This window comes from Sphingobium sp. ZW T5_29 (assembly GCF_044987515.1).
Taxonomy (GTDB): Bacteria; Pseudomonadota; Alphaproteobacteria; order Sphingomonadales; family Sphingomonadaceae; genus Sphingobium.
This window is the reverse complement of sequence record NZ_JBJDRM010000001.1, coordinates 79,846-103,935: the sequence shown is the minus strand read 5'-3', so window position 1 is coordinate 103,935 and position 24,090 is coordinate 79,846. Positions and strand designations below refer to the sequence as shown.

The 24,090-nt window shown below is 63.1% G+C and carries 21 protein-coding genes and 1 tRNA gene; 19 read left to right on the top strand and 3 right to left on the bottom strand.

Annotated features, from left to right (window positions below):
• Positions 1-153: 153 nt before the first annotated feature.
• The 3 genes from ACI3KQ_RS00485 (at position 154) to ACI3KQ_RS00475 (ending at position 1,806) form a co-directional block, all read left to right on the top strand.
• A tRNA-Ala gene (locus ACI3KQ_RS00485) sits at positions 154-229 on the top strand.
• Positions 230-303: 74 nt separating this feature from the next.
• Complete coding sequence (locus ACI3KQ_RS00480) at positions 304-1,074, top strand: NUDIX hydrolase (protein WP_404953707.1); 771 nt, start codon at positions 304-306, stop codon at positions 1,072-1,074.
• Between the two features lie 3 nt (positions 1,075-1,077).
• Complete coding sequence (locus tag ACI3KQ_RS00475) at positions 1,078-1,806, top strand: extensin family protein (protein ID WP_404953705.1); 729 nt, start codon at positions 1,078-1,080, stop codon at positions 1,804-1,806.
• A 10-nt stretch (positions 1,807-1,816) separates the two neighbouring features.
• Here ACI3KQ_RS00475 and trpE read toward each other — a convergent pair whose 3' ends face one another.
• Positions 1,817-3,343 (bottom strand): anthranilate synthase component I, encoded by a 1,527-nt coding sequence (gene trpE / locus ACI3KQ_RS00470; RefSeq protein ID WP_404953703.1) that lies wholly within the window; start codon positions 3,341-3,343, stop codon positions 1,817-1,819.
• Position 3,344: 1 nt separating this feature from the next.
• Positions 3,345-5,294 carry a SurA N-terminal domain-containing protein gene (locus tag ACI3KQ_RS00465; RefSeq protein WP_404953701.1) on the bottom strand — a complete coding sequence of 650 codons (1,950 nt, stop codon included), beginning with the start codon at positions 5,292-5,294 and terminating at the stop codon, positions 3,345-3,347.
• Between ACI3KQ_RS00465 and ACI3KQ_RS00460 the strand changes: the two genes are divergently transcribed.
• The 4 genes from ACI3KQ_RS00460 (at position 5,293) to ACI3KQ_RS00445 (ending at position 8,500) form a co-directional block, all read left to right on the top strand.
• The gene (locus ACI3KQ_RS00460; RefSeq protein ID WP_404953699.1) at positions 5,293-5,466 is read left to right on the top strand and encodes a hypothetical protein; all 174 of its coding nucleotides are present in this window, start codon (positions 5,293-5,295) and stop codon (positions 5,464-5,466) included. The two genes, ACI3KQ_RS00465 and ACI3KQ_RS00460, sit on opposite strands and share 2 nt — an antisense overlap.
• 22 nt (positions 5,467-5,488) lie before the next feature.
• Positions 5,489-6,232: a triose-phosphate isomerase gene (gene tpiA / locus ACI3KQ_RS00455; RefSeq protein WP_404953697.1), complete on the top strand. Its 744-nt coding sequence runs from the start codon at positions 5,489-5,491 to the stop codon at positions 6,230-6,232.
• Positions 6,233-6,398: 166 nt separating this feature from the next.
• On the top strand, positions 6,399-6,779 hold the full coding sequence (gene secG / locus ACI3KQ_RS00450; protein ID WP_404953695.1) for a preprotein translocase subunit SecG: 381 nt from the start codon (positions 6,399-6,401) through the stop codon (positions 6,777-6,779).
• Positions 6,780-6,868: 89 nt separating this feature from the next.
• The gene (locus ACI3KQ_RS00445; RefSeq protein ID WP_404953693.1) at positions 6,869-8,500 is read left to right on the top strand and encodes a CTP synthase; all 1,632 of its coding nucleotides are present in this window, start codon (positions 6,869-6,871) and stop codon (positions 8,498-8,500) included.
• A gap of 207 nt (positions 8,501-8,707) precedes the next feature.
• On the opposite strand, the gene ACI3KQ_RS00440 is transcribed toward ACI3KQ_RS00445, so the two are convergent.
• A complete protein-coding gene (locus tag ACI3KQ_RS00440; protein WP_404953692.1) occupies positions 8,708-9,844 on the bottom strand; it encodes a PQQ-dependent sugar dehydrogenase in 1,137 nt (378 codons plus the stop codon).
• 247 nt (positions 9,845-10,091) lie between these two features.
• On the opposite strand from ACI3KQ_RS00440, the gene rimP reads away from it, so the two are divergent.
• The 12 genes from rimP (at position 10,092) to recN (ending at position 24,059) form a co-directional block, all read left to right on the top strand.
• Positions 10,092-10,616: a ribosome maturation protein RimP gene (gene rimP, locus ACI3KQ_RS00435; protein ID WP_404953690.1), complete on the top strand. Its 525-nt coding sequence runs from the start codon at positions 10,092-10,094 to the stop codon at positions 10,614-10,616.
• Between the two features lie 12 nt (positions 10,617-10,628).
• The gene (gene nusA / locus ACI3KQ_RS00430) at positions 10,629-12,200 is read left to right on the top strand and encodes a transcription termination factor NusA (protein ID WP_404953688.1); all 1,572 of its coding nucleotides are present in this window, start codon (positions 10,629-10,631) and stop codon (positions 12,198-12,200) included.
• 7 nt (positions 12,201-12,207) lie between these two features.
• On the top strand, positions 12,208-12,456 hold the full coding sequence (locus ACI3KQ_RS00425; RefSeq protein ID WP_404953686.1) for a 4-oxalocrotonate tautomerase family protein: 249 nt from the start codon (positions 12,208-12,210) through the stop codon (positions 12,454-12,456).
• Between the two features lie 141 nt (positions 12,457-12,597).
• Positions 12,598-13,254 (top strand): DUF448 domain-containing protein, encoded by a 657-nt coding sequence (locus ACI3KQ_RS00420; protein WP_404953684.1) that lies wholly within the window; start codon positions 12,598-12,600, stop codon positions 13,252-13,254.
• Positions 13,255-13,322: 68 nt separating this feature from the next.
• On the top strand, positions 13,323-15,911 hold the full coding sequence (infB, locus tag ACI3KQ_RS00415; RefSeq protein WP_404953682.1) for a translation initiation factor IF-2: 2,589 nt from the start codon (positions 13,323-13,325) through the stop codon (positions 15,909-15,911).
• Between the two features lie 146 nt (positions 15,912-16,057).
• Positions 16,058-16,456, top strand: a complete 399-nt coding sequence (gene rbfA, locus ACI3KQ_RS00410) for a 30S ribosome-binding factor RbfA (protein ID WP_404953680.1) — start codon at positions 16,058-16,060, stop codon at positions 16,454-16,456.
• 16 nt (positions 16,457-16,472) lie between these two features.
• Positions 16,473-17,384, top strand: a complete 912-nt coding sequence (truB, locus tag ACI3KQ_RS00405) for a tRNA pseudouridine(55) synthase TruB (protein WP_404954062.1) — start codon at positions 16,473-16,475, stop codon at positions 17,382-17,384.
• Positions 17,385-17,399: 15 nt separating this feature from the next.
• Entirely contained in the window at positions 17,400-17,669 is a 270-nt protein-coding gene (rpsO, locus tag ACI3KQ_RS00400; RefSeq protein WP_167302834.1) for a 30S ribosomal protein S15, read from the top strand.
• 256 nt (positions 17,670-17,925) lie between these two features.
• Entirely contained in the window at positions 17,926-20,253 is a 2,328-nt protein-coding gene (gene pnp / locus ACI3KQ_RS00395; RefSeq protein WP_404953678.1) for a polyribonucleotide nucleotidyltransferase, read from the top strand.
• 151 nt (positions 20,254-20,404) lie between these two features.
• Entirely contained in the window at positions 20,405-21,421 is a 1,017-nt protein-coding gene (locus ACI3KQ_RS00390; protein WP_404953676.1) for a sensor histidine kinase, read from the top strand.
• Positions 21,422-21,488: 67 nt separating this feature from the next.
• Positions 21,489-22,277 carry an outer membrane protein assembly factor BamD gene (locus ACI3KQ_RS00385; RefSeq protein ID WP_404954060.1) on the top strand — a complete coding sequence of 263 codons (789 nt, stop codon included), beginning with the start codon at positions 21,489-21,491 and terminating at the stop codon, positions 22,275-22,277.
• A gap of 108 nt (positions 22,278-22,385) precedes the next feature.
• A complete protein-coding gene (gene recN / locus ACI3KQ_RS00380) occupies positions 22,386-24,059 on the top strand; it encodes a DNA repair protein RecN (protein WP_404953675.1) in 1,674 nt (557 codons plus the stop codon).
• The last annotated feature ends 31 nt before the right edge of the window (positions 24,060-24,090 follow it).

The window sequence follows — 24,090 nt, the reverse complement described above, 5'->3', positions numbered from 1 at the left end:
GGTAATATCCGCGCTGATGACCGGCCTGCCGCTCCCGCTTGTGACATTTTCCGATGGCGAACAGCATGTCGCAGGGTGGAAGAAATGGGGGGCATTTGCACGCAAAATAGCGTTGCAAGGCCATGGGCGCTCGCTTATAGCCAGCGCTTCTTTGGGGCCGTAGCTCAGCTGGGAGAGCGCGTCGTTCGCAATGACGAGGTCAGGGGTTCGATCCCCCTCGGCTCCACCAAATTTCCTCTGTTCGCCGACTGATGAATGGCAAATATTTTGCCGCAGGTGCATTCCTGACCTAAGGCGACAATCATGTCTCGAAATGTTGGTGAAGGCCGCCCCGCGGCAACCGTGGTGATCGTCCGCGAGATGACCGCATCGCCGCCTCACATCCTGATGATGGAACGGGCGGCACACATGGCCTTTGCGGGCGGCGCGCTGGTCTTTCCCGGCGGCGCGGTCGATGAAGCGGATCGTACGCTGGCGGCTGCGATGGCGAAGGATGGCGATGTGGACGACCTGGCCGCCCGGATAGCCGCTATCCGCGAAACCCTGGAAGAAAGCGGCCTGGGGGTAGGTTTCAGGACACCCATAGCCTCGGCGCAACTCATGGACATGCGCGCCGCCCTGGCACGGGGCGAAAGCCTGGCCGCAATCGCCGAAGCCCATGGGTTGGAATTCGCGCTGGATCAGCTGGTGCCGTTCAGCCGCTGGCACCCGGCGGCGGCAGAACATGTGACCCGCATTTTTGACACTCGCTTCTATCTGGTGCGCGCCCCCCGCGATCAGGAACCAAGGGTCGACGCCACCGAAAATGTTCGGCTGTTCTGGAGCGGCGCGCGGGAAACCATCGCGCGTTGTGACGCAGGGCAGGGGCGCATCATCTTTCCGACCCGACGTAATCTGGAACGGCTTGCGCTGTTCGACAGCTTTGACGCCATGGCGGCGCACGCATCATCGACCCCGATTGAGATGGTGCGACCCTGGATCGAGGATCGGGCGGGGGAGCCTCATCTCTGCATCCCGGAAAATATCGGCTATCCGGTGACTTCGGAACCCTTGGGCGGGGTTCAGCGTGGTTAGCCTATGCGTCGCTTTCATATCTTCGCCCGCCGGATCGTCCTTGCTGGCGCGATCCTGTCATTGCTGCTTGTCGGCTATGCCTATCTGAAAAAGCGGCCACAGGACCTCCCCTGGACCCGGCTAGACCTTTCGCAGCCGGTCGGCATGTTCACGGGGCGCAAGATTGCGGCATTGGGCCAGTCGCCGGACCAGTGCCGCGCGCTTCTGGACAGGGCCGGGGTCGCCTACACGGCGATACCGCCAACCGGCAGCGGCCAATGCCGATATGGCGACGCGGTGCGGCTGAAAGGCGACAAAGACGCCGTCGCTTGGTCACCAGCCTCGGTCGCGCCATCCTGCCCCGTGGTCGCAGCGTTGAAATTATGGGAATGGCACGTCGTTCAGCCAGCCGCCCAGCGCCATCTTGGCCAGCCGGTCGGGGCGATATCCCATTTCGGCTCCTTCAGCTGCCGCCGCCTCTATGGCCGGTCCGAAGGCGATTTCAGCGAACATGCGACCGCCGATGCCATCGATATAGCGGCGTTCACCCTAGAGGATGGACGGCGTATCAGCGTGGTGAATGACTGGACCGGTGCGGACAAGGACGCCGCTGCATTCCTGCGCAGCGTTCGCGATGGCGCATGCGGGCTGTTCTCCACAGTGCTGTCACCCGACTATAATAGCGCACATCGCGACCATCTTCACTTCGATCAGGCGGATCGCGGTGCGTTCGGCTGGCGGGCCTGTCGATAAGCCCTTTGCTTTACTGGCCAAACCGCGATTCCCGTGCCAGCGTCACCGCTTCCCGCGCAGCGGCCAATAACGCGCCGCTCTTCGCCTCGCATTCCCGCTGCTCATAGTCAGCGGTCGAATCCGCGACAATTCCAGCGCCCGCCTGCACATGCATGACGCCGTCCTTCAGCACGGCGGTGCGCAGGACGATGCAACTGTCCATGTTGCCATCCGGCCCGAAATAGCCGACCCCGCCTGCATAGGCTCCGCGCGTTTCCGGTTCCAGTTCGGCGATGATCTCGCACGCGCGCACCTTGGGCGCGCCCGACACGGTTCCAGCGGGGAAGCCCGCAAACAGGGCGTCCAGCGCATCCTTGCCGGGGGCAATCTGCCCCACGACATTCGATACGATGTGCATGACGTGACTGTAGAATTCGACCGTATAGCTATCAGTGACCGTCACCGTTCCCGCCGCGGCGACGCGACCCACATCGTTGCGGCCAAGGTCCAGCAGCATCAGATGTTCGGCCCGCTCCTTGGGATCGGTTAGCAGGCTTTCGCGATTGGCGGCATCCTCGACAGCGGTCTTGCCCCGTGGACGGGTGCCCGCAATCGGTCGGATGGTGACTTCGCCATCCCGCGCGCGCACCAATATTTCCGGGCTCGACCCGATCAGGGCAAAGCCCGGCAGGTCGAGATAATAGAGGAAGGGGGACGGGTTGATTCGCCGCAGCGCCCGGTAAAGTGCGATGGGCGGCAGGGTGAACGGGCTGGTGAAGCGTTGGGCCAGCACCACCTGAAATATGTCGCCGGCGACGATATAGTCCTTCGCGCGCTCAACCATCGCGGCATAACGTCCCGGCTGCAGGACAGGCGTGACCTCGACATCGGCGATTGCGGCTGGTGGCGGAACGTCAGGCAGTGATGCAGCCAGCCGCGCGGCGGTCGCATCGATTCGCTCCAGCGCCTCTTCAATCGCTGCATCGGCGTCGCGGTAGCTGCCCTTCCACACCGGAGCGACCAAAAACAGCGCGTCCGCCAGCCGGTCGAACACCAGAATGACCGTGGGCCGGACGAACAGCATATCGGGCAGGTCCAGCGGGTTGGGCGACGGGCGGGGCAGCTTTTCGACCAGCCCCACCGTCTCATAACCGAAATAGCCGACCAGGCAGGCGAGCGCGGCGGGCAATGCCGGGTCCAGATCGGCCCGGCATTCGGCGACCAGCGCGCGCAGTGCGTCCAGCGCGCCGACCGGTTCAGCAACAAAGGCATCGCGATCGGTCGCCCAGTGGCGATTGATTTCCGCCTTTTCCCGCTGGGCGCGGAACACCAGGTCGGGCGCAAGGCCGATCAGGCTGTATCGCCCGCGCACCGCGCCGCCTTCCACCGATTCCAGCAGAAAGTCGCCCCGGTCGGGTTCGAACAGCTTGAGCGCGGCGGAAATGGGTGTGTCTGTGTCGGCGATCTGACGGCGCCACACCAGCGCGGACTTGCCAGCGGCCAACGCCGCGCGCGCGCCGTGAATGCCGCCGCCCGGCACGTCCTGCGCCACTGCCATATTATTGAGCGCCGTTGTTGGTGCTGGCGAGCGCGCGCTGCACGTCGGCGACCGCCGTCGGGCTGCGTTCGACTTTCAGTTCCTTTTCGACGGCCCGGACGAACTGCTGCGCATATTCCTGGCCGACCACGTCGCCCAGCTGGCTGCGCACCTGGTTGACCAGTTCCGGCTGATCGCCCGCGTCGCCGCGCTTGATGCCGTTCAGCTGCACGACGAAGTAGCCGCGATCCTGCCCGATCGGCATTGTCTTGACGCTGTTGGTCGCCATCGAAAACAGGATCATCACCTCTGCCGGGGGACGTTGTCCGTCGCGCAGCATGTCGGCGCGGCGGCCGCCCACGACCTGGGGCGCGGGCAGTCGCACCCCTGCCGACGAAACGGCGTCGGCCAGCTTCATGCCCTTGGCGACCTTCGCACGGATTTGCTCCGCCAGCGCCTTCGCCTTCTCATTGCCCTGCGCCAGCTTGTACTGAAGCACGACCAGATCCTTGACCTTCGCCAGCGGCGGCGGAGCGGCGGCCCGGATTTCGGCGGGCGCGGCCAGCGCATAACGCTTGTCCGGGGTGATCGGGATCAGCTGCGCATCGTCATCCTGGCTCATCTGGAATACCGGGGCGAGCAGGGGCTGGACGTCGGCTGCGGCCTGATAGGCCTGATCTTCGACCTGTTTCCCGGTCGCCAGCAGGAATGGCGTGGTTTCCAGCTTCAGCCCATTGTCCTTCACGACCTCATCAAAGCTGCCGCCATCGGCGATCTCGTCTTCGATCTTGCCCGTGAATTCGGTCAGCAGGCGCTTTTCCTTCTGGTCGCGCAGCGTCGCCGCAATCTCCTGCTTCACCGCCGTCAGCGGGCGCGCCGGGACCGTCTTGACCCCAGTCACCCGCAGCAACAGCCAGCCCAGAGGCGCGCGGATCGGCCCGACCAGATCACCCTGTTTCGCGCTGAAGCCGGCGTCCGCAACCGCGGCGGACGATGCCGACGCCAAAGCCTGGCGGGTCTGATCGGACAGCGTGGAAACGGCAAGCCCAGCCCCCTGCGCGGCAGCGGCAAGCGATTTGCCCGCCTTTACCTGCGCCGCAATCGCCTTGGCGCCCGCTTCGGTGGGCAGGATCAACTGTTCAAAGCTGCGGCTGTCCTTGGCGGCGTAACTGGCCTTGTCCTGATTATAGGTGGCGGCGATTTCCTGTTCCGTCGGCTGCGCGGCCTGCGCAAAGCGTTGCCCGTCGATGACGGCGTAACGGATGCGGCGCTGTTCGGGAATGGTGAAGCGCGCCGCGTTCGACTTGTAAAAATCGTTCAGCTGCGCCTCGGTCGGGTCCTTGATGTCGTCGAACGCCATTGCCGGGATGGCCGCGATCGTGCCCTGCCGCGCTTCCAGCAAAAGCGACGCATAGGGCAGGACCAGGCTGTCGGACAACTTCGCGCCAAGGCCAGCAGGCGCCAGCATCTGGCGCTCCAGTATCTCGCGGCTGATATCATCGCGCAGCGCCTGTTCGGTGATGCGTTCGCGCTGCAGCAACTGGCGGAAATTATCCTGGCTGAAATTGCCCGCCGCATCCTGAAAAGCGGGGATCTGCGCGATCTGGGCATCCACCAGCCGCTTGGAAATATGAACGCCCTGATCCTGCGCATATTCCTTCAGCGTCATGGCCGCGACAAGCTGATCGTAAATCTCGCGGGCCGCGCCCTGGCCCAGAAATTCGGTGATCTGAAGCTCAGGGTTGGCGCGCCGGGCGTTTTCGAACACGCGCTGAACCCGCTCCTGAAACGCCGTCAGCGTCAGGCGGGACCCGCCCGCCTTCGCCACTGTCGCGCCGCCGCCAGCGGACGACCCGAAATTGCCGCTCGTAATATCGCCCAGGATAAAGGCCGCCGCGATGACGCCCAGGAACAGCAGCGCGAAAACCGCGCCGAATTTCGAATGGATGAAGCGGCGAAAGGATGAAAGCATGACGGAAAAGTCCAGAAAGCTGCGGCTGGTGGCGGCCCGCTTTAGGGGCGGATCGTCGATGCGGCAAGTGCGCCGTGGACTGCGAGGCTGGACAAATGATGGAGCGCCGTTCATCGCCTTGCCCAGCTGGCCAGAGGTTTTTGCGCCCTTGTCCGGCGACGTGCAGCAATAATTACAGAGAAGGTATCGGATCGATGGGCAGGCGAAAGCTGGTTGCCGGCAACTGGAAGATGAACGGCATGAAGAGCCACCTGGCCGAGATTGAGGCGATAGGCCGGATCGCCGCCGAACGGCCAGGGGTGGAAGTCGGGATATTCCTGCCCGCCACCCTGATCATGGCGGCGGCTGAAGGGAAGGGTGGGGCCTTCATCGGCGCGCAGGATTGCCACATGAACGTCAACGGCGCGCATACCGGCTGCTTGTCGGCGGACATGCTGGCCGAAGCCGGGGCGGAATATGTCATCGTCGGTCATAGCGAACGACGCGAAGACCAGGGCGAAAGCAATGCGGATGTAGCCGCCAAGGCGTTGGCAGCCAGGACGGCTGGGCTGAAAGTGATATTGTGCGTGGGTGAAAGCCTGGACGTGCGCGACGCCGGCAATGCCGAAGCGGTAGTGTGCGAACAGTTGCTCGCGTCGCTTCCCGAAGGCGCAGCGGCTGACTGGCTTGCCATCGCCTATGAACCGATCTGGGCCATCGGCACGGGCCGCATTCCGACGATGGATGCGGTGGCATCGATGCACGCGGCCTTGCGCGCGGCGCTCGCCAGCCGCATCGGCGCGCAGGAATCCGACGCCATGCGAATCCTTTATGGCGGCTCGATGAATGGCGACAATGCTGCCGAACTGATGGCGATTCCCGATGTCGATGGCGGGCTGGTCGGCGGCGCCAGCCTTACAGCAGCCAAATTTGGCCCGGTGATCGCCGCGGCGGGCTGAACCCCGCGCGGCTGGTGCAATCGAACGGGCCGAAAAGCCGCGCCTGTTGGCGCTTCGGCGCGTTCGATGGCATGAATAGGTGGGGGAGGGCGCTCCCCCGGTTGCCCCGGCGATCCTTCGCCGCTATGGGCTGCGCAACATTCTTTTTGCGGACAGATATCGGCGCATGTTCACCTTCATCCTCGTTGTCCAGGCCATCGTGGCCGCCCTGCTCGTCACCGTCATCCTGATGCAGAAGTCGGAAGGCGGCGGTTTGGGCGTCGGCGGCAGCCCTGCGGGCTTCATGTCGGCGCGCGGCGCGGCGGATTTCCTCACGCGCTCGACCACCATCCTGGCGACCATCTTCGTGCTGCTGTCGATCGTTCTCGCCGTGATCGCGTCGGTCCAGCACGCGCAGACCGATATCGATACGTCACTGGTAAAGCAGGCGCCCGTCGCTCCTGCCGCGCCCGCACCCGCCGCAGGCAGTGCCGATCCGCTTGCCGGTGCGGCTGGCGCGGCCGGCAATGGCCAGGCCGCGAACGGCGCAGTTCCGCTCGCCAACTGACTTCCTGAATCAGTTTCGATCTTTTTTTGCTCGTGCGTGGATTCGCGCGCTTGCCCAACTTGTTTGTAAAAGGCTAAGCCTCCTCTCCCATGGCGCGGTATATTTTCATCACCGGCGGCGTGGTCTCCTCGCTTGGCAAGGGCCTTATGGCCGCATCGCTCGCAGCACTGCTGCAGGCGCGAGGTTTCCGTGTGCGCATTCGGAAGTTCGACCCCTATCTCAACGTCGATCCGGGCACGATGAGCCCGTATCAGCATGGCGAAGTCTATGTGACCGATGACGGGGCGGAAACCGACCTCGACCTGGGCCATTATGAGCGGTTTACCGGCGTTTCCGCGCGGCAGTCAGACAATGTGACGCAGGGCCGTGTCTATCAGACGATTATTCAGCGCGAACGGCGCGGCGATTATCTGGGCGCGACGGTTCAGGTCATCCCGCACGTCACTGACGAGATCAAGGCATTCGCCACCGCCGACACGGAAGATCTGGACTTCGTGCTGTGCGAAATCGGCGGAACGGTCGGCGACATCGAATCGCTGCCCTTCATGGAAGCGATCCGCCAGCTGCATAACGACCTGGATCGCGGCCAGTCGATCTTCGTCCATGTGACGCTGGTGCCCTTCATCGCGGCGGCGGGCGAGTTGAAGACCAAGCCGACCCAGCACAGCGTCCGCGAACTGACCTCGCTTGGCATCCAGCCCGATATCCTGCTGTGCCGCTGCGAACATCCTCTGCCCGACAGCGAAAGGCGCAAGATCGCCCTGTTCTGCAACGTCCGCCCAGAAGCGGTCATTCCCGCACTCGACGCGAGCAGCATCTACGCCGTCCCGACCCAATATCATGCGGAAGGGCTGGACGACGAAGTGTTGCGCGCCTTTGGCATCGCGGATGCGCCCCAGCCCTCGCTCGACCGCTGGCTGGACATCATGGACCGGCAACAGCATCCCGAAGGCGAAGTGACGATCGGTGTCGTCGGCAAATATGTCGGCCTGCCGGATGCGTATAAGTCGCTCTATGAGGCGCTGACCCATGGCGGCTTTGCCAACCGGGTGAAGGTGAAGATCAAGTGGATCGACGCTGAATTGTTCGAAAAGGGCGATGACGTCGCCGCCAGCCTTGAACCGATGCACGGCATTTTGGTCCCCGGCGGCTTTGGCGTGCGCGGATCGGAAGGCAAGATCGCGAGCGTCAAATTCGCGCGCGAACGCAATGTGCCATTCTTCGGCATCTGCCTTGGCATGCAGATGGCCTGCATCGAAGGCGCGCGGAACACAGCCGGTATCGCCGACGCTTCGACCACCGAATTTGGCGAAACGTCAGAACCTGTCGTCGGCCTCATCACTGAATGGATGGGTAAGGAAGGGTTGCAGAAGCGCACGGCTGAAACCGATCTGGGCGGCACGATGCGGCTGGGCGCTTATCCCGCGCAACTGACCGGCAACAGCGTCGTCGCGGGCATTTACGGCGCGAACGAAATCAGCGAACGCCACCGCCATCGCTACGAAGTGAACGCGGGTTACCGCGAGCGCCTTGAAAAAGGCGGCCTGATCTTTTCAGGCATGTCGCCCGATGGCACGCTCCCCGAAATCGTCGAGCGGCCGGATCATCCCTGGTTCGTCGGCGTGCAATTCCACCCGGAACTGAAGTCGAAACCCTTCGACCCCCATCCATTGTTCGCGAGCTTCATCGAAGCAGCGGTCAAGCAGAGCCGGTTGGTGTAGCGCCAAAATAAGAGGATTACGTGTTCCTGCGCAGGCAGGAGCCCAGTCCCGCCGTATGACCCGGGCTCCTGCCTGCGCAGGAGCACGCTAGAGCATTTTCGAAGCAGATGGCATCATCTGCTGGCTCGGAAAATGCGGAAAACTAAAGATAAAAGGGGCCTGATCCGAACCAGTCTGATCGGATCAGGCTCTAGCCTTTTCTTTCCCTCAACCCGCAGGCGTCAGCTTCAACAGCCTTCCCTGCGATCCCCGCCCGCCATCTTCCAGCAGCCACAGCGCGCCATCGGGGCCTTGCTCTACCTCCCGAATCCTCGCGCCCATGTCCCACTGATCAGCTTTCGATGCATTTTCCCCGTCCAGCTTCACGCGGACCAGCGCCTTGCCCGACAGCCCGCCGATGAACAGCGAATCCTTCCACTGCGGGAAAAGCTCCCCTGAATAATAGAGCAGCCCCGCGGGCGAAATGACGGGTGTCCAGAACAGTTTCGGCGCTTCGAATCCGTCATGCGGGCTGTGATCCGGGATCGGCTTGCCATCATAATGGTCGCCATTCGACGCCTTGGGATAGCCATAGTTAAGGCCCGGCTTGATCAGGTTCACCTCATCTCCGCCCTTGGGGCCCATTTCCTGTTCCCACAGCCGCCCGCCCTTGTCGAACGCGATGCCCAACAGGTTGCGATGGCCATAGGACCAGACCGCCGGATGAAAGCCTTTGGCCGCCAGCGGATTGCCCGCTGCGGGCGTGCCGTCCAGGTTCAGGCGCAGCACCTTGCCCAATGTCGCCTTGGGGTCCTGCGCCGGGTCGAACTTCTGGCGCTCGCCATTGGTGAAGAACAGGTATCGGCCGTCGGGTGAAAAAGCGATCCGCCCCGAATAATGGCCGTCGCCATCGACATAGGGCGTGGCGCGGAAGATGGTTTTGACCCCGTCCAGTGTCGTCGTCCCGTCGCTCGCCTTGTTGAACCTGCCCGTGGCCAGCGCGACGCCCTTGCCCCCCGCGCCGCTTTCGGAAAAGCTGAAATAGACCATCCTGTTCTGCGCGAATTGTGGGTGCAGGACCACGTCCATCAACGCACCCTGTCCCGCGCTATCCACCGTGGGAATGCCCGCCACCGGAATCTTCGTCCCGTTCCTGGGGTCGAAAAGGATCATCTCACCGGCCTTTTCCGTGATCAATGAGCGGCCATCGGGCAGGAACGTCATGGCCCAGGGCGAATCGAAATCGGCGATGATCGATGTCTTGAACGGCTTGCCTGCCGGGGCGGCGCTGTTCTGGCTTGTGGCGTTCTGGGAGGAACAAGCCATCAGGATCAGGGGCAGGGCGGTCATCAGGGCGCGATTCATTCCAACCTCCATTCGCCCTGGGCTTGTTCAGGGCGCTGCTTCCGGGCACGGGATATTGGGGCTTTGACAAGCGCAACCCGCTCCGACTGGGCGCCCCACCTGTTCCAAATCCCCGCGCACGAATAATGTTGCAGCCTTATCGCATCCTGCCTATATCGCGCTTGCTTCCTTACATCGTCAAACATGTCAGGGTCGCGGGCGGGAACGCCTGCGGCGCGGGAAGCGCACATATTTTGTTGGAGACTGCATGGCGGACATCGCCGAACTGACCGCGCTGATCGAACCGGAGGTTAAGGCCTTGGGCTTCGACCTCGTGCGCGTAAAGCTGTTCGGGTCCGGTGACGAACACACGCTGCAGATCATGGCCGAACGGCCGGATACAAAGCAGCTCGTGATCGAGGATTGCGCCACCATTTCGCGCCGCTTGTCCGATTTGCTGGATGAAGTCGATCCGATCGAGGAAGCCTATCGTCTGGAAGTCAGCTCGCCTGGCATCGATCGGCCGCTTACCCGCCTGCATGATTTCATGGAATGGGCGGGGCATGAGGCAAAGATTTCCACGACTGAGATCGTTTCGGGACGCAAGAGTTTTCGCGGATCGCTGAACGGCGTCGAAGGCGATGACATCCAGTTCCATGATAACAAGGCCGGGGATGTCGCCATCCCCTTCGCGCTGGTCGGCGATGCCAAGCTGATACTGACCGACGCGCTGATTTCTGCTAGCATGCCGCTCTCCTCCGATGGGGCGGACGAGTTCGAAACCGAAGAGTAAGGGTTCACGACCATGGCCAACGCCATTTCCGCCAACAAGGCCGAGCTGCTCGCCATCGCGAACAGCGTCGCCACCGAAAAGATGATCGATAAAGCGATCGTTATCGAGGCGATGGAAGACGCGATTCAGCGCGCCGCCCGCGCGCGCTACGGTGCGGAAAACGACATCCGCGCCAAGCTGGACCCCGAAAGCGGCGACCTGCGTCTGTGGCGCGTCGTCGAAGTGGTTGAAGCCGTCGATGACTATTTCAAGCAGGTGGACCTCAAGCAGGCGCAAAAGCTGAAGAAGGACGCCGTTGTCGGCGACTTCATCGTCGACCCGCTGCCCCCGATCGACCTTGGTCGCATCGACGCCCAGTCCGCCAAGCAGGTGATCTTCCAGAAGGTCCGCGACGCCGAGCGTGAGCGCCAGCATGAAGAATTCAAGGACCGCGTGGGTGAAATCATCACCGGCGTCGTCAAGTCCGTCGAATTCGGCCATGTCGTCGTGAACCTCGGTCGCGCCGAAGGCGTGATCCGCCGCGACCAGCAGATCCCGCGTGAAGTCGTCCGCGTCGGCGACCGTATCCGTTCGGTCATCCTGAACGTGCGCCGCGAAAATCGCGGGCCGCAGATTTTCCTGTCGCGCGCGCATCCCGAATTCATGAAGAAGCTGTTCGCGCAGGAAGTGCCCGAAATTTACGACGGCGTGATCGAAATCAAGGCCGCCGCCCGCGATCCGGGTAGCCGCGCCAAGATCGGCGTCATCAGCCGTGACGGCTCCATCGATCCTGTTGGCGCCTGCGTCGGCATGAAGGGCAGCCGCGTTCAGGCCGTCGTGCAGGAAATGCAGGGCGAAAAGATCGACATCATCCCCTGGTCGGAAGACACCGCGACCTTCGTCGTCAACGCGCTGCAGCCTGCTCAGGTCGCCCGCGTTGTCATCGACGAAGAGGAAGAGCGCATCGAAGTCGTCGTTCCCGACGATCAGCTGTCGCTCGCTATTGGCCGTCGCGGCCAGAATGTCCGTCTGGCTAGCCAGTTGACCGGCAAGGCCATCGACATCATGACCGAGGCTGACGCCAGCGAAAAGCGCCAGAAGGAATTCGTCAGCCGTTCCGAATTGTTCCAGAACGAACTGGACGTTGACGAAACGCTCTCGCAGCTGCTCGTGGCCGAAGGCTTTGGTGAGCTGGAAGAAGTCGCCTATGTCAGCATCGACGAACTGGCGTCGATCGAAGGGTTCGACGACGATCTCGCCGCCGAATTGCAGAACCGCGCGCAGGAAGCGCTGGACCGCCGCGAAGCTGCTGCCCGTGAAGAACGCCGCGCTCTGGGCGTCGAAGACGCGCTGGCTGAAATGCCGCACCTCACCGAAGCCATGCTGGTGACGCTGGGCAAGGCGGGCGTGAAGACGCTGGACGATCTGGCTGATCTCGCCACCGATGAACTGATCGCGAAGAAGCGCGTCGACCAGCGCCGCCGCCGCAGCGAAACGACAGAGGACAAGGGCGGAATTCTCGCCGAATATGGCCTGACTGAAGAACAGGGCAATGATACGATCATGGCCGCCCGCGCCCACTGGTTCGAAGGCGAGGAAGCCTAAAACACTCATGCCCTTTGTCGACATCCGTCTGGCCGGAAATGCCACCCGTGAGCAGAAGGCAGCAATCGTTGCCGACGTCACCCAGTCGCTCGTCGAGCGGCTGGGGAAGTCGCCTGCTGCCGTGCAAGTGGTGATTTCCGAGGTTTCGACGGAAAATTACGGATCGGGCGGCGTCCTGATCGCCGACCGCGCGGATGCGCCTGTATCTGGGCCAGCTATAGGGGAGGACGCCAATGCCGCGGTCACTTCCCGATGATAGGCTAAGCTCCGACATCATCAGTCATGGAATGTGCTCCTGCGCAGGCAGGAGCCCAGTCCCGGCCTCGCATCTTCCCGAAAGCGTGGAACTGGGTTCCTGCCTGCGCAGGAACAAGACGCTTCCTGGGGAGAACGCGGCATGACCGAACGCAAATGCATCCTGTCCGGCGATCGCGCTGATCCAGAAACGCTGATCCGCCTGGCTTTTGGACCGGAAGGTCAGGTGCTGCCCGACATCCGCGCGAAGGCTCCTGGCCGGGGCGCCTGGGTTGGCGTTTCGCGCGCTGAACTTGAACAGGCGGTCGCCAAGGGCAAGCTCAAGGGCGCACTGGCCCGCGCGTTCAAGACCGGCGACCTGCAAATCACTGAAAACCTGCCCGCCCTGATAGAGGATGGGTTGCGCAAGGCGCTGATGGACCGGTTGGGACTGGAAGCAAAGGCGTCCATGCTGCTCACCGGGTCTGAAAAGATCGACGTCGCCTGTCGCAAGGGCATCGTCACACTGCTGCTCCACGCCAGCGATGCCGCCGCCGATGGCAACCGCAAGCTGGACCAGGCCTATCGGGTCGGACGGGAAGCGGAAGGGACGGATTTGTCCGGTATTGTCTTGCCTGTGGACCGACAGGCCCTATCTATGGCAATGGGGCGAGATAATGTCGTCCATATCGCAGTGACCGACTCGCGTGCCGCGTCGCGTCTGCGTGCGGCGCTAGGCCGCTTGGAAAGCTATCTGGGTTGCGTTACCGGGGCGCCAGTGCATGGGGAGCAAGACTCCGCCGGTGCGCTGGGCGCCTGAAGAGCGTGGAATGAAGGCGCCGACGGGTCTTGCCGGTCGGGTGTAAGTGAAGGGTACAGTTCAGTCGTATGAGTGACAGCAAGGAAGACAAGCCGGTTCTGGGCCGCAAGCCTCTGGGCATCAAGCGGACCGTTGAATCCGGCCAGGTGCAGCAGCAGTTCAGCCATGGCCGCAAGAATACGGTCGTGGTCGAGGTGAAGCGGCGCCGCATTCTGGGCAAGCCGGGCGAAGCTGGCGCTCCGACGGCTGCGCCTCAGCCTGATCCCACGCCTGAACCGGCAGCGGCCGCTCCGCCGCCTCCGCAGCCTCAGGCGCGCGCGCCGCAGCCCGCTGCTCCTGCACGTGCGGCGCCGCAAAGCCTGATGTCGCGTCAGGAATTGCAGGCCAAGCTGCTGCGTGAGGCAGAGGAAGCCCGCATGAACGCGCTGGAAGAAGCGCGACGCCGCGAAAGCGCGCAGCGCATCGCCGCCACCGAAGAACAAAAGCGCCGGACCGAGGAAAATCGACTCGCTGCCGAAGCGGCTGAGAGCGAATCCGCCCGTCAGGCCGACGAAGAAAGCAAGGCGCCGCCACCCGCAGCGCCCGCGCCTGAACCCGCGACCGCTCCGGCTGAAGAGGCAAAGGCCGCTGCCCCGGCATCGGAAGCGCCCAGCGCTGCTCCTGCCGCCACGACTCCGCCGCCGCGCCGCTTTACCCCGGTAACGCCGGTCAAGCGCCCTGAACCGGCCAAGCCGGATCGCGCCAAGCGGGGCGATGACAATCGCCGTCAGTCAGGCAAGCTGACTGTTACCCGCGCGCTCGCGGACGATGACAGCGCGCGCGCCCGTTCGCTCGCCGCGCTGAAGCGCGCCCGCGAAAAGGAACGTCGCGCTCATTATGCCGGTGGCGCGCAGCAGCGCGACAAACAAGTGCGCGATGTTGTCGTGCCTGAAAGCATCACGGTGCAGGAACTCGCCAACCGCATGGCCGAAAAGGGCGCGGATCTGGTGAAATCCCTGTTCAAGATGGGCACGGCGGTCACACTCAACCAGCCGATCGATCAGGATACGGCGGAACTGCTGGTCGAAGAATTCGGCCACCGCATTCAGCGCGTGTCCGATGCCGACGTCGAAATCGGCATTGAAGGCGACGTTGACGCGCCCGAAACGCTCCAGCAGCGTGCGCCGGTCGTGACCATCATGGGCCATGTCGACCATGGCAAGACCTCGCTGCTCGATGCGCTGCGCGGAACCGATGTGGTCGCGGGCGAAAGCGGCGGCATCACCCAGCATATCGGCGCCTATCAGGTGACGACCAAGGGTGGTGAAGTGATCACCTTCCTCGACACGCCGGGCCATGAAGCCTTTTCCGAAATGCGTGCGCGTGGCGCGAACGTCACCGACATCGTCATCCTGGTGGTGGCGGCCGATGACGGGCTGATGCCGCAGACGATCGAGGCGATCAACCATACCAAGGCGGCGGGCGTGCCGATGATCGTCGCGATCAACAAGTGCGACAAGCCGGAAGCCAATCCGCAGAAGGTGCGCGAGCGTCTGCTGGAACATGAAATCGTTGTCGAAGATATGGGCGGCGAAGTGCAGGACGTGCAGGTTTCAGCGCTCAAGAAAACGGGTCTGGACGAACTGATCGAAAAGATCCTGCTCCAGGCCGAAGTCATGGAACTGACCGCCAACCCCGATCGCGCCGCCGAAGGCAATGTGATCGAGGCGCAGCTCGACAAGGGCCGCGGCGCTGTCGCGACCGTGCTGGTGCGCAAGGGCGTGCTCAAGGTCGGTGACACGTTCGTCATCGGCGCCGAAAGCGGCAAGGTGCGTGCGCTCGTCAATGACAAGGGCCAGAATGTGAAGACCGCAGGGCCTTCCACGCCGGTCGAGGTGCTGGGGCTTTCCGGCGTTCCCCGCGCTGGCGATCAGCTCACGGTCGTCGAAAACGAAGCCCGTGCCCGCGAAGTCGCCGCCTATCGTCAGGAACAGGCGACCAAGAAGCGCACCACCACCGCGCCCACCAGCTTCGAACATATGTTCTCGGCACTCAATACGAGCGTCATTGAATATCCGGTCGTGGTGAAGGGCGATGTGCAGGGTTCGGTCGAAGCGATCGTGACATCACTCAACCGCATCTCCACTGACGAGATCAAGGTCCGCATCCTGCATTCGGGTGTGGGCGCGATCACCGAAAGCGACGTTACGCTGGCCGCTGCCAGCCGCGCGCCGCTGATCGGGTTCAACGTCCGTCCCAACGCCAAGGCGCGTCAACTGGCGGAGCGCGAGAAAATCTCGCTGCGCTATTATGACGTGATCTATGACCTTCTTGAGGAAGTTCGCGGCGAAATGGCGGGTCAGCTGGCCCCCGAACGGATCGAAACCATCGTCGGTCGCGCCGAAGTGCTTCAGGTGTTCCCCGCGGGCAAGAAGGACAAGGCGGCTGGTCTGCTCGTCCTCGACGGCATCATCCGCAAGGGGCTGGCCGCGCGCCTTACCCGCGACGATGTCATTGTGTCGCGCACCAACATCGCCTCGCTCCGTCGCTTCAAGGACGATGTGTCCGAAGTCCGCGCTGGCATGGAATGCGGTGCTGTTCTTCAGGACACCAACGACATCAAGGCTGGCGATACGCTGGAACTGTTCGAGGTCGAAGAACGCGCCCGTACGCTGTGATCCGATAAAGTCCCCCTCCCGCAAGCGGGAGGGGTCAGGGGTGGGCGCGAGCAAGGCGAGCTTCCGACCCGGCTCCTGAGCGATTGCTAACGCAATCGCGCCCACCCCCGGCCCCTCCCACCTGCGGGAGGGGGGAGTTTTGGTTTATGGTCCAACCATCCGAAGGCCCCTCTGTCCGCCTGCTCCGCGTCGGCGAACAGGTGCGCCACATCCTGTCCGAGATTCTTCAGCGCGGCGACGTGCATGACGATGTTCTCACCCAGCATGTGGTCAGCATTACCGAAGTGCGCATGTCCCCTGACCTGCGTCACGCGACCGTATTTGTGAAATCGCTGCTGGGTCAGGATGAGGAAGCGGTGCTGAAGGCGCTGCGCACCAACACCGCCTATCTCCAGCGCGAAGTGGCGAATCGCGTCCGCCTCAAATATGCGGCAAAGCTCAAATTCCTCGCCGATGAGAGTTTTGACGAGGGCAGCCATATCGACAAGCTGCTGCGCGATCCCAAGGTGGCGCAGGATCTTGAGCAGCCGGACGGCGAGGACTGACGTCCGCGTCGATCCCATGCACGGCTGGATCATTCTCGATAAGCCGCACGGGCTGGGTTCGACGCAGGCGGTGAGCGCGATAAAGCGCGCGCTGCGGCGTAATGGGGAAGTTCTGGGTGGCGCGGGCAAGGTCAAGGTCGGCCATGGCGGCACGCTCGATCCGCTGGCGACCGGCGTCCTGCCCATTGCGATCGGGGAAGCGACGAAGCTCGCCGGGCGAATGCTCGACAGTGATAAAATCTATGATTTCACCTGCCGCTTCGGCGCGCAGACGGACACGCTGGATCTTGAAGGACAGGTTATCGCGCACAGCGATCACCGGCCAACGCTGGCGCAGGTCGAGGCGGTCCTGCCGCACTTCACCGGTCCCATCGACCAGGCCCCGCCAGCCTATTCCGCGATCCTGATCGATGGGCAGCGCGCTTATGATCTGGCGCGGGCAGGGCAGGATGTGGAGATGAAGACGCGCAGCGTCACGATCCGCGCCCTGACCCTTCAACCTTCCCCGACCGAGCCTGAGGACAAGCTGGAAGAAATCACCCTGCGCGCCCATGTGTCCAAGGGCACCTATATCCGCTCCCTCGCGCGCGACATCGCCACCGCCCTCGGCACCCTGGGTCATGTGACCATGCTGCGCCGGGTGAAGGCAGGCCCGTTCACCCTGGAATCGGCAATTTCTCTGGACAAATTGGACGAAGCTGCTAGGGGCGGCGGCATCGCGCAGTGCATGCTGCCGTTGACCGCAGGGCTGGACGACATCCCGGCTCTTGCAGTCTCTCCCCATGATGCATTGGCTCTCCGACAGGGGAAGGTGCTTGTGGGGAAACCGCATACCGGCCTGATGCTGGCGATGGAGGGGCAAACGCCCGTCGCGCTGGTCGAAGCCAGTGGCCCGGAAATCCGGGTGGTGCGCGGCTTTAATCTCTAAAATGAAAGGAAGCCGATGTCGATTACTGCAGAGCGCAAGGAAGCGCTGATCAAGGAACATGCCCGCGCCGAAGGCGACACCGGTTCGCCGGAAGTTCAGGTTGCAATCCTTTCGGAGCGCATTTCCAACCTGACCGAGCATTTCAAGGGTCACCACAAGGATAACCACAGCCGTCGCGGCCTGCTGATGCTGGTCAACAAGCGTCGTTCGCTGCTGGACTATCTGAAGAAAAAAGATGGGTCGCGTTATACCGACCTTATCGGCAAGCTGGGCCTGCGTAAGTAAGCCTGCTATAGAAGGGACGGCCCCCCAGCGGGGCCGTTTCTGATTCTGGTGCGACGTGCTCCTGCGAAGGCAGGAGCCCAGTCCCGCCGTCTGAACTGGGCTCCTGCCTTCGCAGGAGCACCTAAGAGGGAAGGTCGCGCAATTCGGCGCTGATCTTTCGAAAGGGGCCAAAAGATGCCCCAAAACCGCCGCGCGCCGGTTAGCGCGCAGACAGGCCCCGCCCGGCAATAGGGCCAGGTGGGCGAAGGAAAATATTATGTTCGATGTAAAGAAGGTATCAATCGAGCTGGGCGGCAAGACCCTCACGCTCGAAACCGGCCGTATCGCGCGTCAGGCAGACGCCGCCGTGCTGGCGACCTATGGCGAAACCGTGGTGCTGTGCGCCGTGACCGCCGCCAAGTCGGTGAAGGAAGGACAGGATTTCTTCCCGCTGACCGTCCATTATCAGGAAAAATATTCCGCAGCTGGCCGTATTCCCGGTGGCTTCTTCAAGCGTGAGCGTGGCGCGACCGAAAAGGAAACGCTGACCAGCCGCCTGATCGATCGTCCGATCCGCCCGCTCTTCCCCGAAGGTTTCTACAACGAAATCAACGTCATCGCTCAGGTTCTGTCGTTCGATGGCGAGAGCGAACCCGATATCGTCGCGATGATCGCCGCTTCGGCTGCGCTGACCCTGTCGGGCGTGCCCTTCATGGGTCCGATCGGCGCTGCCCGCGTCGGTTACAAGGATGGCGAATATCAGCTGAACCCGTCGATGGACCAGGTGAAGGAAGGCGAACTGGACCTGACCGTCGCCGCCACCCGCGACGCCGTGATGATGGTCGAATCCGAAGCCAAGGAACTGTCGGAAGACATCATGCTGGGCGCCGTGCTGTTTGCGCATGAAGCGTCGAAAAAGATCGTCGACGCCATCATCCAGCTCGCTGAAAAGGCCGCGAAGGATCCTTGGGACGTTGCCAAGGGCGAAGACCTGGATGACCTCAAGAAGAAGCTGAAGAAGCTGATCGGCAAGGACATCACCGCTGCCTACAAGCTGACGGACAAGTCTGCGCGTTCGAATGCGATCAACGAAGCCCGCTCCAAGGCGAAGGCCTTCTTCGCTGAGGAAGGGCTCGACGCCCAGACTGTCATGGCCGGCATCAAGCTGACCAAGAAGCTGGAATCGGAAATCGTCCGCGGCGCCATCATCAAGGATGGCAAGCGCATCGACGGTCGTACCACCACGCAGATCCGCCCGATCGAAGCGATGGTCGGCTTCCTGCCGCGCACCCATGGTTCGGCGCTGTTCACCCGCGGTGAAACGCAGGCGATCTGCACCACCACGCTGGGCACCAAGGACGCCGAGCAGATGATCGACGGCCTGAACGGCGTCTATTATGAAAACTTCATGCTGCATTATAACTTCCCGCCCTATTCGGTCGGTGAAGTCGGCCGCTTCGGCGCGCCGGGTCGTCGCGAAGTCGGCCATGGCAAGCTGGCATGGCGTGCGCTGCACCCCGTGCTGCCCAGCAAGGAAGATTTCCCCTACACCATCCGCGTCCTGTCCGACATCACCGAGTCCAACGGTTCGTCGTCGATGGCGACGGTCTGCGGCGGTTCGCTGTCGATGATGGACGCGGGCGTTCCGCTGAAGCGTCCGGTGTCGGGCATCGCCATGGGCCTGATCCTGGAAGGCAAGGAATTCGCTGTATTGAGCGATATCCTGGGCGACGAAGATCATCTCGGCGACATGGACTTCAAGGTGGCGGGTACGGAAAACGGCATCACCACCATGCAGATGGACATCAAGGTTGCCGGCATCACGCAGGAAATCTTCGAAGTCGCTCTGCGTCAGGCGAAGGAAGGCCGCGCCCACATCCTGGGTGAAATGAGCAAGGCGCTGTCCTCGACCCGCACCGAGCTGTCGGCGCACGCCCCGCGCATCGAAACGATCCAGATCGACAAGTCGAAGATCCGTGACGTCATCGGCACCGGCGGCAAGGTCATTCGCGAAATCGTCGCGGAAACCGGCGCCAAGGTCGACATCGACGACGAAGGCATTATCAAGATCAGCTCGTCCGACATCGACCAGATCGAGGCCGCGAAGAAGTGGATCCTGGGCATCGTCGAGGAAGCGGAAGTCGGCAAGATCTACAACGGCAAGGTCGTCAACATCGTCGACTTCGGTGCGTTCGTGAACTTCATGGGTGGCAAGGACGGTCTCGTCCACGTGTCCGAAATGAAGAATGAGCGCGTCGAAAAGCCGACCGACGTTGTGTCGGAAGGTCAGGAAGTGAAGGTCAAGGTCCTGGAGATCGACCCGCGTGGCAAGGTTCGCCTGTCGATGCGCGTCGTTGACCAGGAAACCGGCGAAGAGCTGGAGGACACGCGTCCTGCCCGCGAACCGCGCGAACCCCGTGGTGATCGCGGCGACCGTGGCGACCGTGGCCGTGGTCCCCGCCGTGACGGTGGTGATCGTGGCGGTCGCGGTGGTGACCGTGGCGGCGATCGCGGCCCGCGCCGTGACCGTGGCCCGCGTGAAGAAGGCAAGGGCGGTGACGACGGCTCCAACGCCGGCCTGCCGGACTTCCTGACGCAGGACTGATCGGTTCTGCTTCTGCAGTGACAGCGAAAAAAGGGGGGCGTCCGGCGATGGGCGCCCCCTTTTTCATGTCGATGGTCCGTTTTTCCTGATTTCCATCAATTGGCGGCGCGCAAAATTCTGATATTGTGCCGCCTGTTTTGAGGGGAAATTAATGCAGCGTGCCAATGAACGGTTCGTCGAGCGTCTGCCGCTTGTTCTTCCCCATCCGGCCTATGCCTATCTGCTTACCGCGCTTTTCTGCCTGATCGCGTTGGGCTGCCGTCTGCTTGCGGAAGATTTCCTGCCCGTTGGCTACCCGTTCGTGGCTTTCTTTCCCGTCGTCATATTGTCGTCCTTCCTCTTCGGCGTCCGTCCCGGCATTTTCGCTACATTTCTGTGCGGCGTCATTTCCTGGTATGTTTTCATTCCGCCCCGGATGGAATTTGCCATCAATCCCGCCGTGTTCCTGGCGCTTTGCTTCTATGGGCTGGTCGCTGCCGTGGACATCGCGCTGATTCATTACCTGCAGCGGGCGAACGTCAATCTGGCGATAGAGCGCGAACGCAGCCGGGCGCTGGCGGAAAATCGGGAACTGCTGTTCCATGAACTACAGCATCGCGTGTCCAACAATCTGCAAGTCGTTGCGGCGATGCTGACGCTGCGAAAGAATCATGTCGACCATGCGCAGGCGCGCGAAGCGCTGGATGACGCCGCCGGGCGTCTGGCCCTGATCGGCAGGATCAGCCGCACGCTCTACGATCCGGCGGAGGAAGGTCAGGACATCCGCGCCTTCCTCACCCGGCTGACCGCCGACGTGGTGACTGCCAGCGGTCGCGAAGACATCCAAGTGACTGTGGAAGCACCGCCGGGTCTGACGCTGCAATCCAATGTGGCCGTCCCGCTCGCCATCATCGTCGCGGAATCGGTCAGCAACGCCATCGAACATGGCCTGCCGGATCGGGGCGGGTCCATCGCCGTAACGCTACAGGATAGCAGCGGCGCATTGTCGCTCAGAATCGCCGATGACGGCGCCGGTCTCGCGCCGGGCTTCGAACTGGGCAGCGGTCCTTCCATCGGTCTTAAAATCGCGACCGCCCTGGCTGCCCAGTTAAAGGGCTGTTTCGCACTGGATCATGGGCCGCAGGGCGGTGTTGTCGCCCGGCTCGACCTGCCTGCGGGAGCATTGTGACGCTTGGCTGTGCCTGCCGACCATTCTGCCGCTTGGCGAGCGCCATTCGCTCCGCTATGACCCGGCCATGCTGACGAAAACCATGACGCGCATCGGCGCGGCCACCGCTCCGGTTCTGCTTGCCGCCCTCGCGCTTTCGGGCTGTGCGACATCAAAGAACAAGGCCGACACCGAATATGTCGCGCGCGACGTGTCGACACTTTATAATGCAGGCAAGTACCGGCTGGACCGCGGCCAGTACAAGCTCGCCGCCGCCCTGTTTGACGAGGTGGAACGCCAGCATCCCTATTCGCCCTGGGCGCGCCGCGCGCAGCTGATGTCGGCGTTCAGCTATTATATGAACCGCGATTTCAACGAAGCGATCGGCGCTTCGCAGCGTTTCCTGTCGATCCACACGGGTAACAAGGACGCGCCCTACGCCTACTATCTCATCGCGCTGTGCTATTATGAGCAGATTGCCGATGTTACCCGTGACCAGAAAATCACGCAGCAGTCGCTCGACGCGCTGGGCGAACTGATCCGTCGCTATCCCGACACCGGCTATGCGGCGGACGCGCGGTTGAAGCTCGATCTGGTCAACGACCATCTTGCGGGCAAGGAAATGGAAGTGGGCCGTTTCTATCAGCGGCGTGGCCAATGGCTCGCGGCGACCCTGCGTTTCCGCACGGTCATCGACAAATATCAAACGACCACCCACACGCCCGAAGCGCTGGAACGTCTGGTCGAAAGCTATCTGTCGCTCGGCATCGTGGAAGAAGCGCAGAAGGCGGCGGCGGTACTGGGTCGCAATTACCCCGGCTCCGAATGGTATGAGCGGTCCTACAAGCTCATGCGGGAACATGGCGCGAAGGCGTGATGGGCTTGTCCCGTCATCCCAGCGGAAGCTGGGATCTCAGGCGATAACGCACAGCATTCCCGCACGAGACCCCAGCGTTCGCTGGGGTGACGACCTGATGGGGTCGTCATGCTGACACAACTCTCCATCCGCAATGTGGTGCTGATCGAAGCGCTGGACCTGGAATTCGGTGCGGGTCTGGGCGTGCTGACCGGCGAAACCGGCGCGGGCAAATCGATCCTGCTTGATTCGCTGGGGCTGGCGCTGGGCGCGCGGGCCGACAGCGGCCTTGTGCGCAACGGAGAAGCGCAGGCGAGCGTGTCCGCCACCTTCGAAGTCCCGGTTTCGGGCCATCGCGCCGTCAATTTGCTGGCGGACAATGGCATCGACGTGGAACCGGGCGAACCGCTCATCATCCGCCGTCTGGTAAAGGCGGACGGCGGCAGTCGCGCCTTTATCAATGATCAGGCCTGCTCGGCTGCCCTTCTGCGCGAAGTGGGTGGTGCGCTGGTCGAAATCCATGGCCAGCACGACGACCGGGGGCTGCTCAATCCGCGCGGACATCGCAGCCTGCTCGATAGTTATGGCCGCTGCGACACGGGCGCGGTGGCGGTCGCCCATGCTGCCTGGCGGGCCGCAGCCGACAGGCTGGAGAAAAGCCGGGAAGCGGTGGATGTCGCCGCGCGGGACCGCGATTACCTCACCCACGCCGTCGATGAACTGTCCCGCTTCGCCCCCGAACCGGGCGAGGAAGCCGCATTGGCCGACGAGCGCGCCACCATGCAAAAGGGCGCACGGCTGGCCGACGACCTGTCCGCCGTCACCGATTGCCTGACCGGATCGGACGGCGGCCTTGCCCAGTTGCGGCAGGCGGCCCGCCGTCTGGACCGGATCGTTCATGAATATGATCCGCTGGCCGATGTGCTCGCCGCGCTTGACCGCGCAGTGATCGAAGCGGGCGAGGCGGAGGATCGGCTGGCCGGAGCGGCAGAGGCGTTGAGCTTCGACCCGGCGCGGCTCGACGACATCGAAACCCGCCTGTTCGACCTGCGCGGGCTGGCGCGAAAGCATCAGGTGCAGCCTGACGAACTGGCGACCTTGCGGGACGAGATGGCGGCGAAGCTGGCGGCCATTGAGGGCGGGGAGGAACATCTTGCCGCGCTGGAGGCACAGGTCGCGCAAAGCGCGGCTGCCTACGTCCAGGCGGCCCAGGCCCTGTCGGCCATGCGCCGGGACGCCGCGATCCGCCTCGACGCAGCGGTGGCGGCTGAATTGGCCCCGCTCAAGCTGGACGCCGCCCGCTTCCGCACCGTCGTCGCGCCGCTGGATGAAGGCCAATGGACCGCCCACGGCCTCGACCGTGTGGAGTTCGAAATCTCAACCAACCCCGGCGCGCCCTTCGCCCCCCTGGTAAAGATCGCCAGCGGCGGCGAACTGTCGCGCTTCATCCTCGCGCTGAAGGTCGCGCTGGCGGAGCAGGGCGGGGCGGACACGTTGATCTTCGACGAAATCGACCGCGGCGTGGGCGGCGCTGTTGCGTCGGCGATCGGCGACCGACTGGCGCGGCTGGCGCAAAGCAACCAGATATTGGTCGTGACCCACAGCCCACAGGTCGCGGCGCGCGGCGCGGGTCACATGCTGATCGCCAAGTCGAACGCGAGTGAGAATGGGGGCACCGTGACCCGGACCAGCGTCCATTCGCTGGGCGATGGCGAACGGCGCGAAGAAATCGCCCGCATGCTGTCCGGCGCGGAAATCACGTTCGAAGCGCGCGCGCAGGCGGAACGTTTGCTGGAAGTGTGAAGCGAATCTCTTTCGCCCACCCGGCGGTCAA

Coding starts and splice junctions, on each gene's coding strand:
- ACI3KQ_RS00480 (WP_404953707.1), top strand. CDS start 304: ATGTCTCGAAATGTTGGTGAAGGCCGCCCCGCGGCAACCGTGGTGATC.
- ACI3KQ_RS00475 (WP_404953705.1), top strand. CDS start 1,078: ATGCGTCGCTTTCATATCTTCGCCCGCCGGATCGTCCTTGCTGGCGCG.
- trpE (WP_404953703.1), bottom strand. CDS start 3,343: ATGGCAGTGGCGCAGGACGTGCCGGGCGGCGGCATTCACGGCGCGCGC.
- ACI3KQ_RS00460 (WP_404953699.1), top strand. CDS start 5,293: ATGACGGAAAAGTCCAGAAAGCTGCGGCTGGTGGCGGCCCGCTTTAGG.
- ACI3KQ_RS00465 (WP_404953701.1), bottom strand. CDS start 5,294: ATGCTTTCATCCTTTCGCCGCTTCATCCATTCGAAATTCGGCGCGGTT.
- tpiA (WP_404953697.1), top strand. CDS start 5,489: ATGGGCAGGCGAAAGCTGGTTGCCGGCAACTGGAAGATGAACGGCATG.
- secG (WP_404953695.1), top strand. CDS start 6,399: ATGTTCACCTTCATCCTCGTTGTCCAGGCCATCGTGGCCGCCCTGCTC.
- ACI3KQ_RS00445 (WP_404953693.1), top strand. CDS start 6,869: ATGGCGCGGTATATTTTCATCACCGGCGGCGTGGTCTCCTCGCTTGGC.
- ACI3KQ_RS00440 (WP_404953692.1), bottom strand. CDS start 9,844: ATGAATCGCGCCCTGATGACCGCCCTGCCCCTGATCCTGATGGCTTGT.
- rimP (WP_404953690.1), top strand. CDS start 10,092: ATGGCGGACATCGCCGAACTGACCGCGCTGATCGAACCGGAGGTTAAG.
- nusA (WP_404953688.1), top strand. CDS start 10,629: ATGGCCAACGCCATTTCCGCCAACAAGGCCGAGCTGCTCGCCATCGCG.
- ACI3KQ_RS00425 (WP_404953686.1), top strand. CDS start 12,208: ATGCCCTTTGTCGACATCCGTCTGGCCGGAAATGCCACCCGTGAGCAG.
- ACI3KQ_RS00420 (WP_404953684.1), top strand. CDS start 12,598: ATGACCGAACGCAAATGCATCCTGTCCGGCGATCGCGCTGATCCAGAA.
- infB (WP_404953682.1), top strand. CDS start 13,323: ATGAGTGACAGCAAGGAAGACAAGCCGGTTCTGGGCCGCAAGCCTCTG.
- rbfA (WP_404953680.1), top strand. CDS start 16,058: ATGGTCCAACCATCCGAAGGCCCCTCTGTCCGCCTGCTCCGCGTCGGC.
- truB (WP_404954062.1), top strand. CDS start 16,473: ATGCACGGCTGGATCATTCTCGATAAGCCGCACGGGCTGGGTTCGACG.
- rpsO (WP_167302834.1), top strand. CDS start 17,400: ATGTCGATTACTGCAGAGCGCAAGGAAGCGCTGATCAAGGAACATGCC.
- pnp (WP_404953678.1), top strand. CDS start 17,926: ATGTTCGATGTAAAGAAGGTATCAATCGAGCTGGGCGGCAAGACCCTC.
- ACI3KQ_RS00390 (WP_404953676.1), top strand. CDS start 20,405: ATGCAGCGTGCCAATGAACGGTTCGTCGAGCGTCTGCCGCTTGTTCTT.
- ACI3KQ_RS00385 (WP_404954060.1), top strand. CDS start 21,489: ATGCTGACGAAAACCATGACGCGCATCGGCGCGGCCACCGCTCCGGTT.
- recN (WP_404953675.1), top strand. CDS start 22,386: ATGCTGACACAACTCTCCATCCGCAATGTGGTGCTGATCGAAGCGCTG.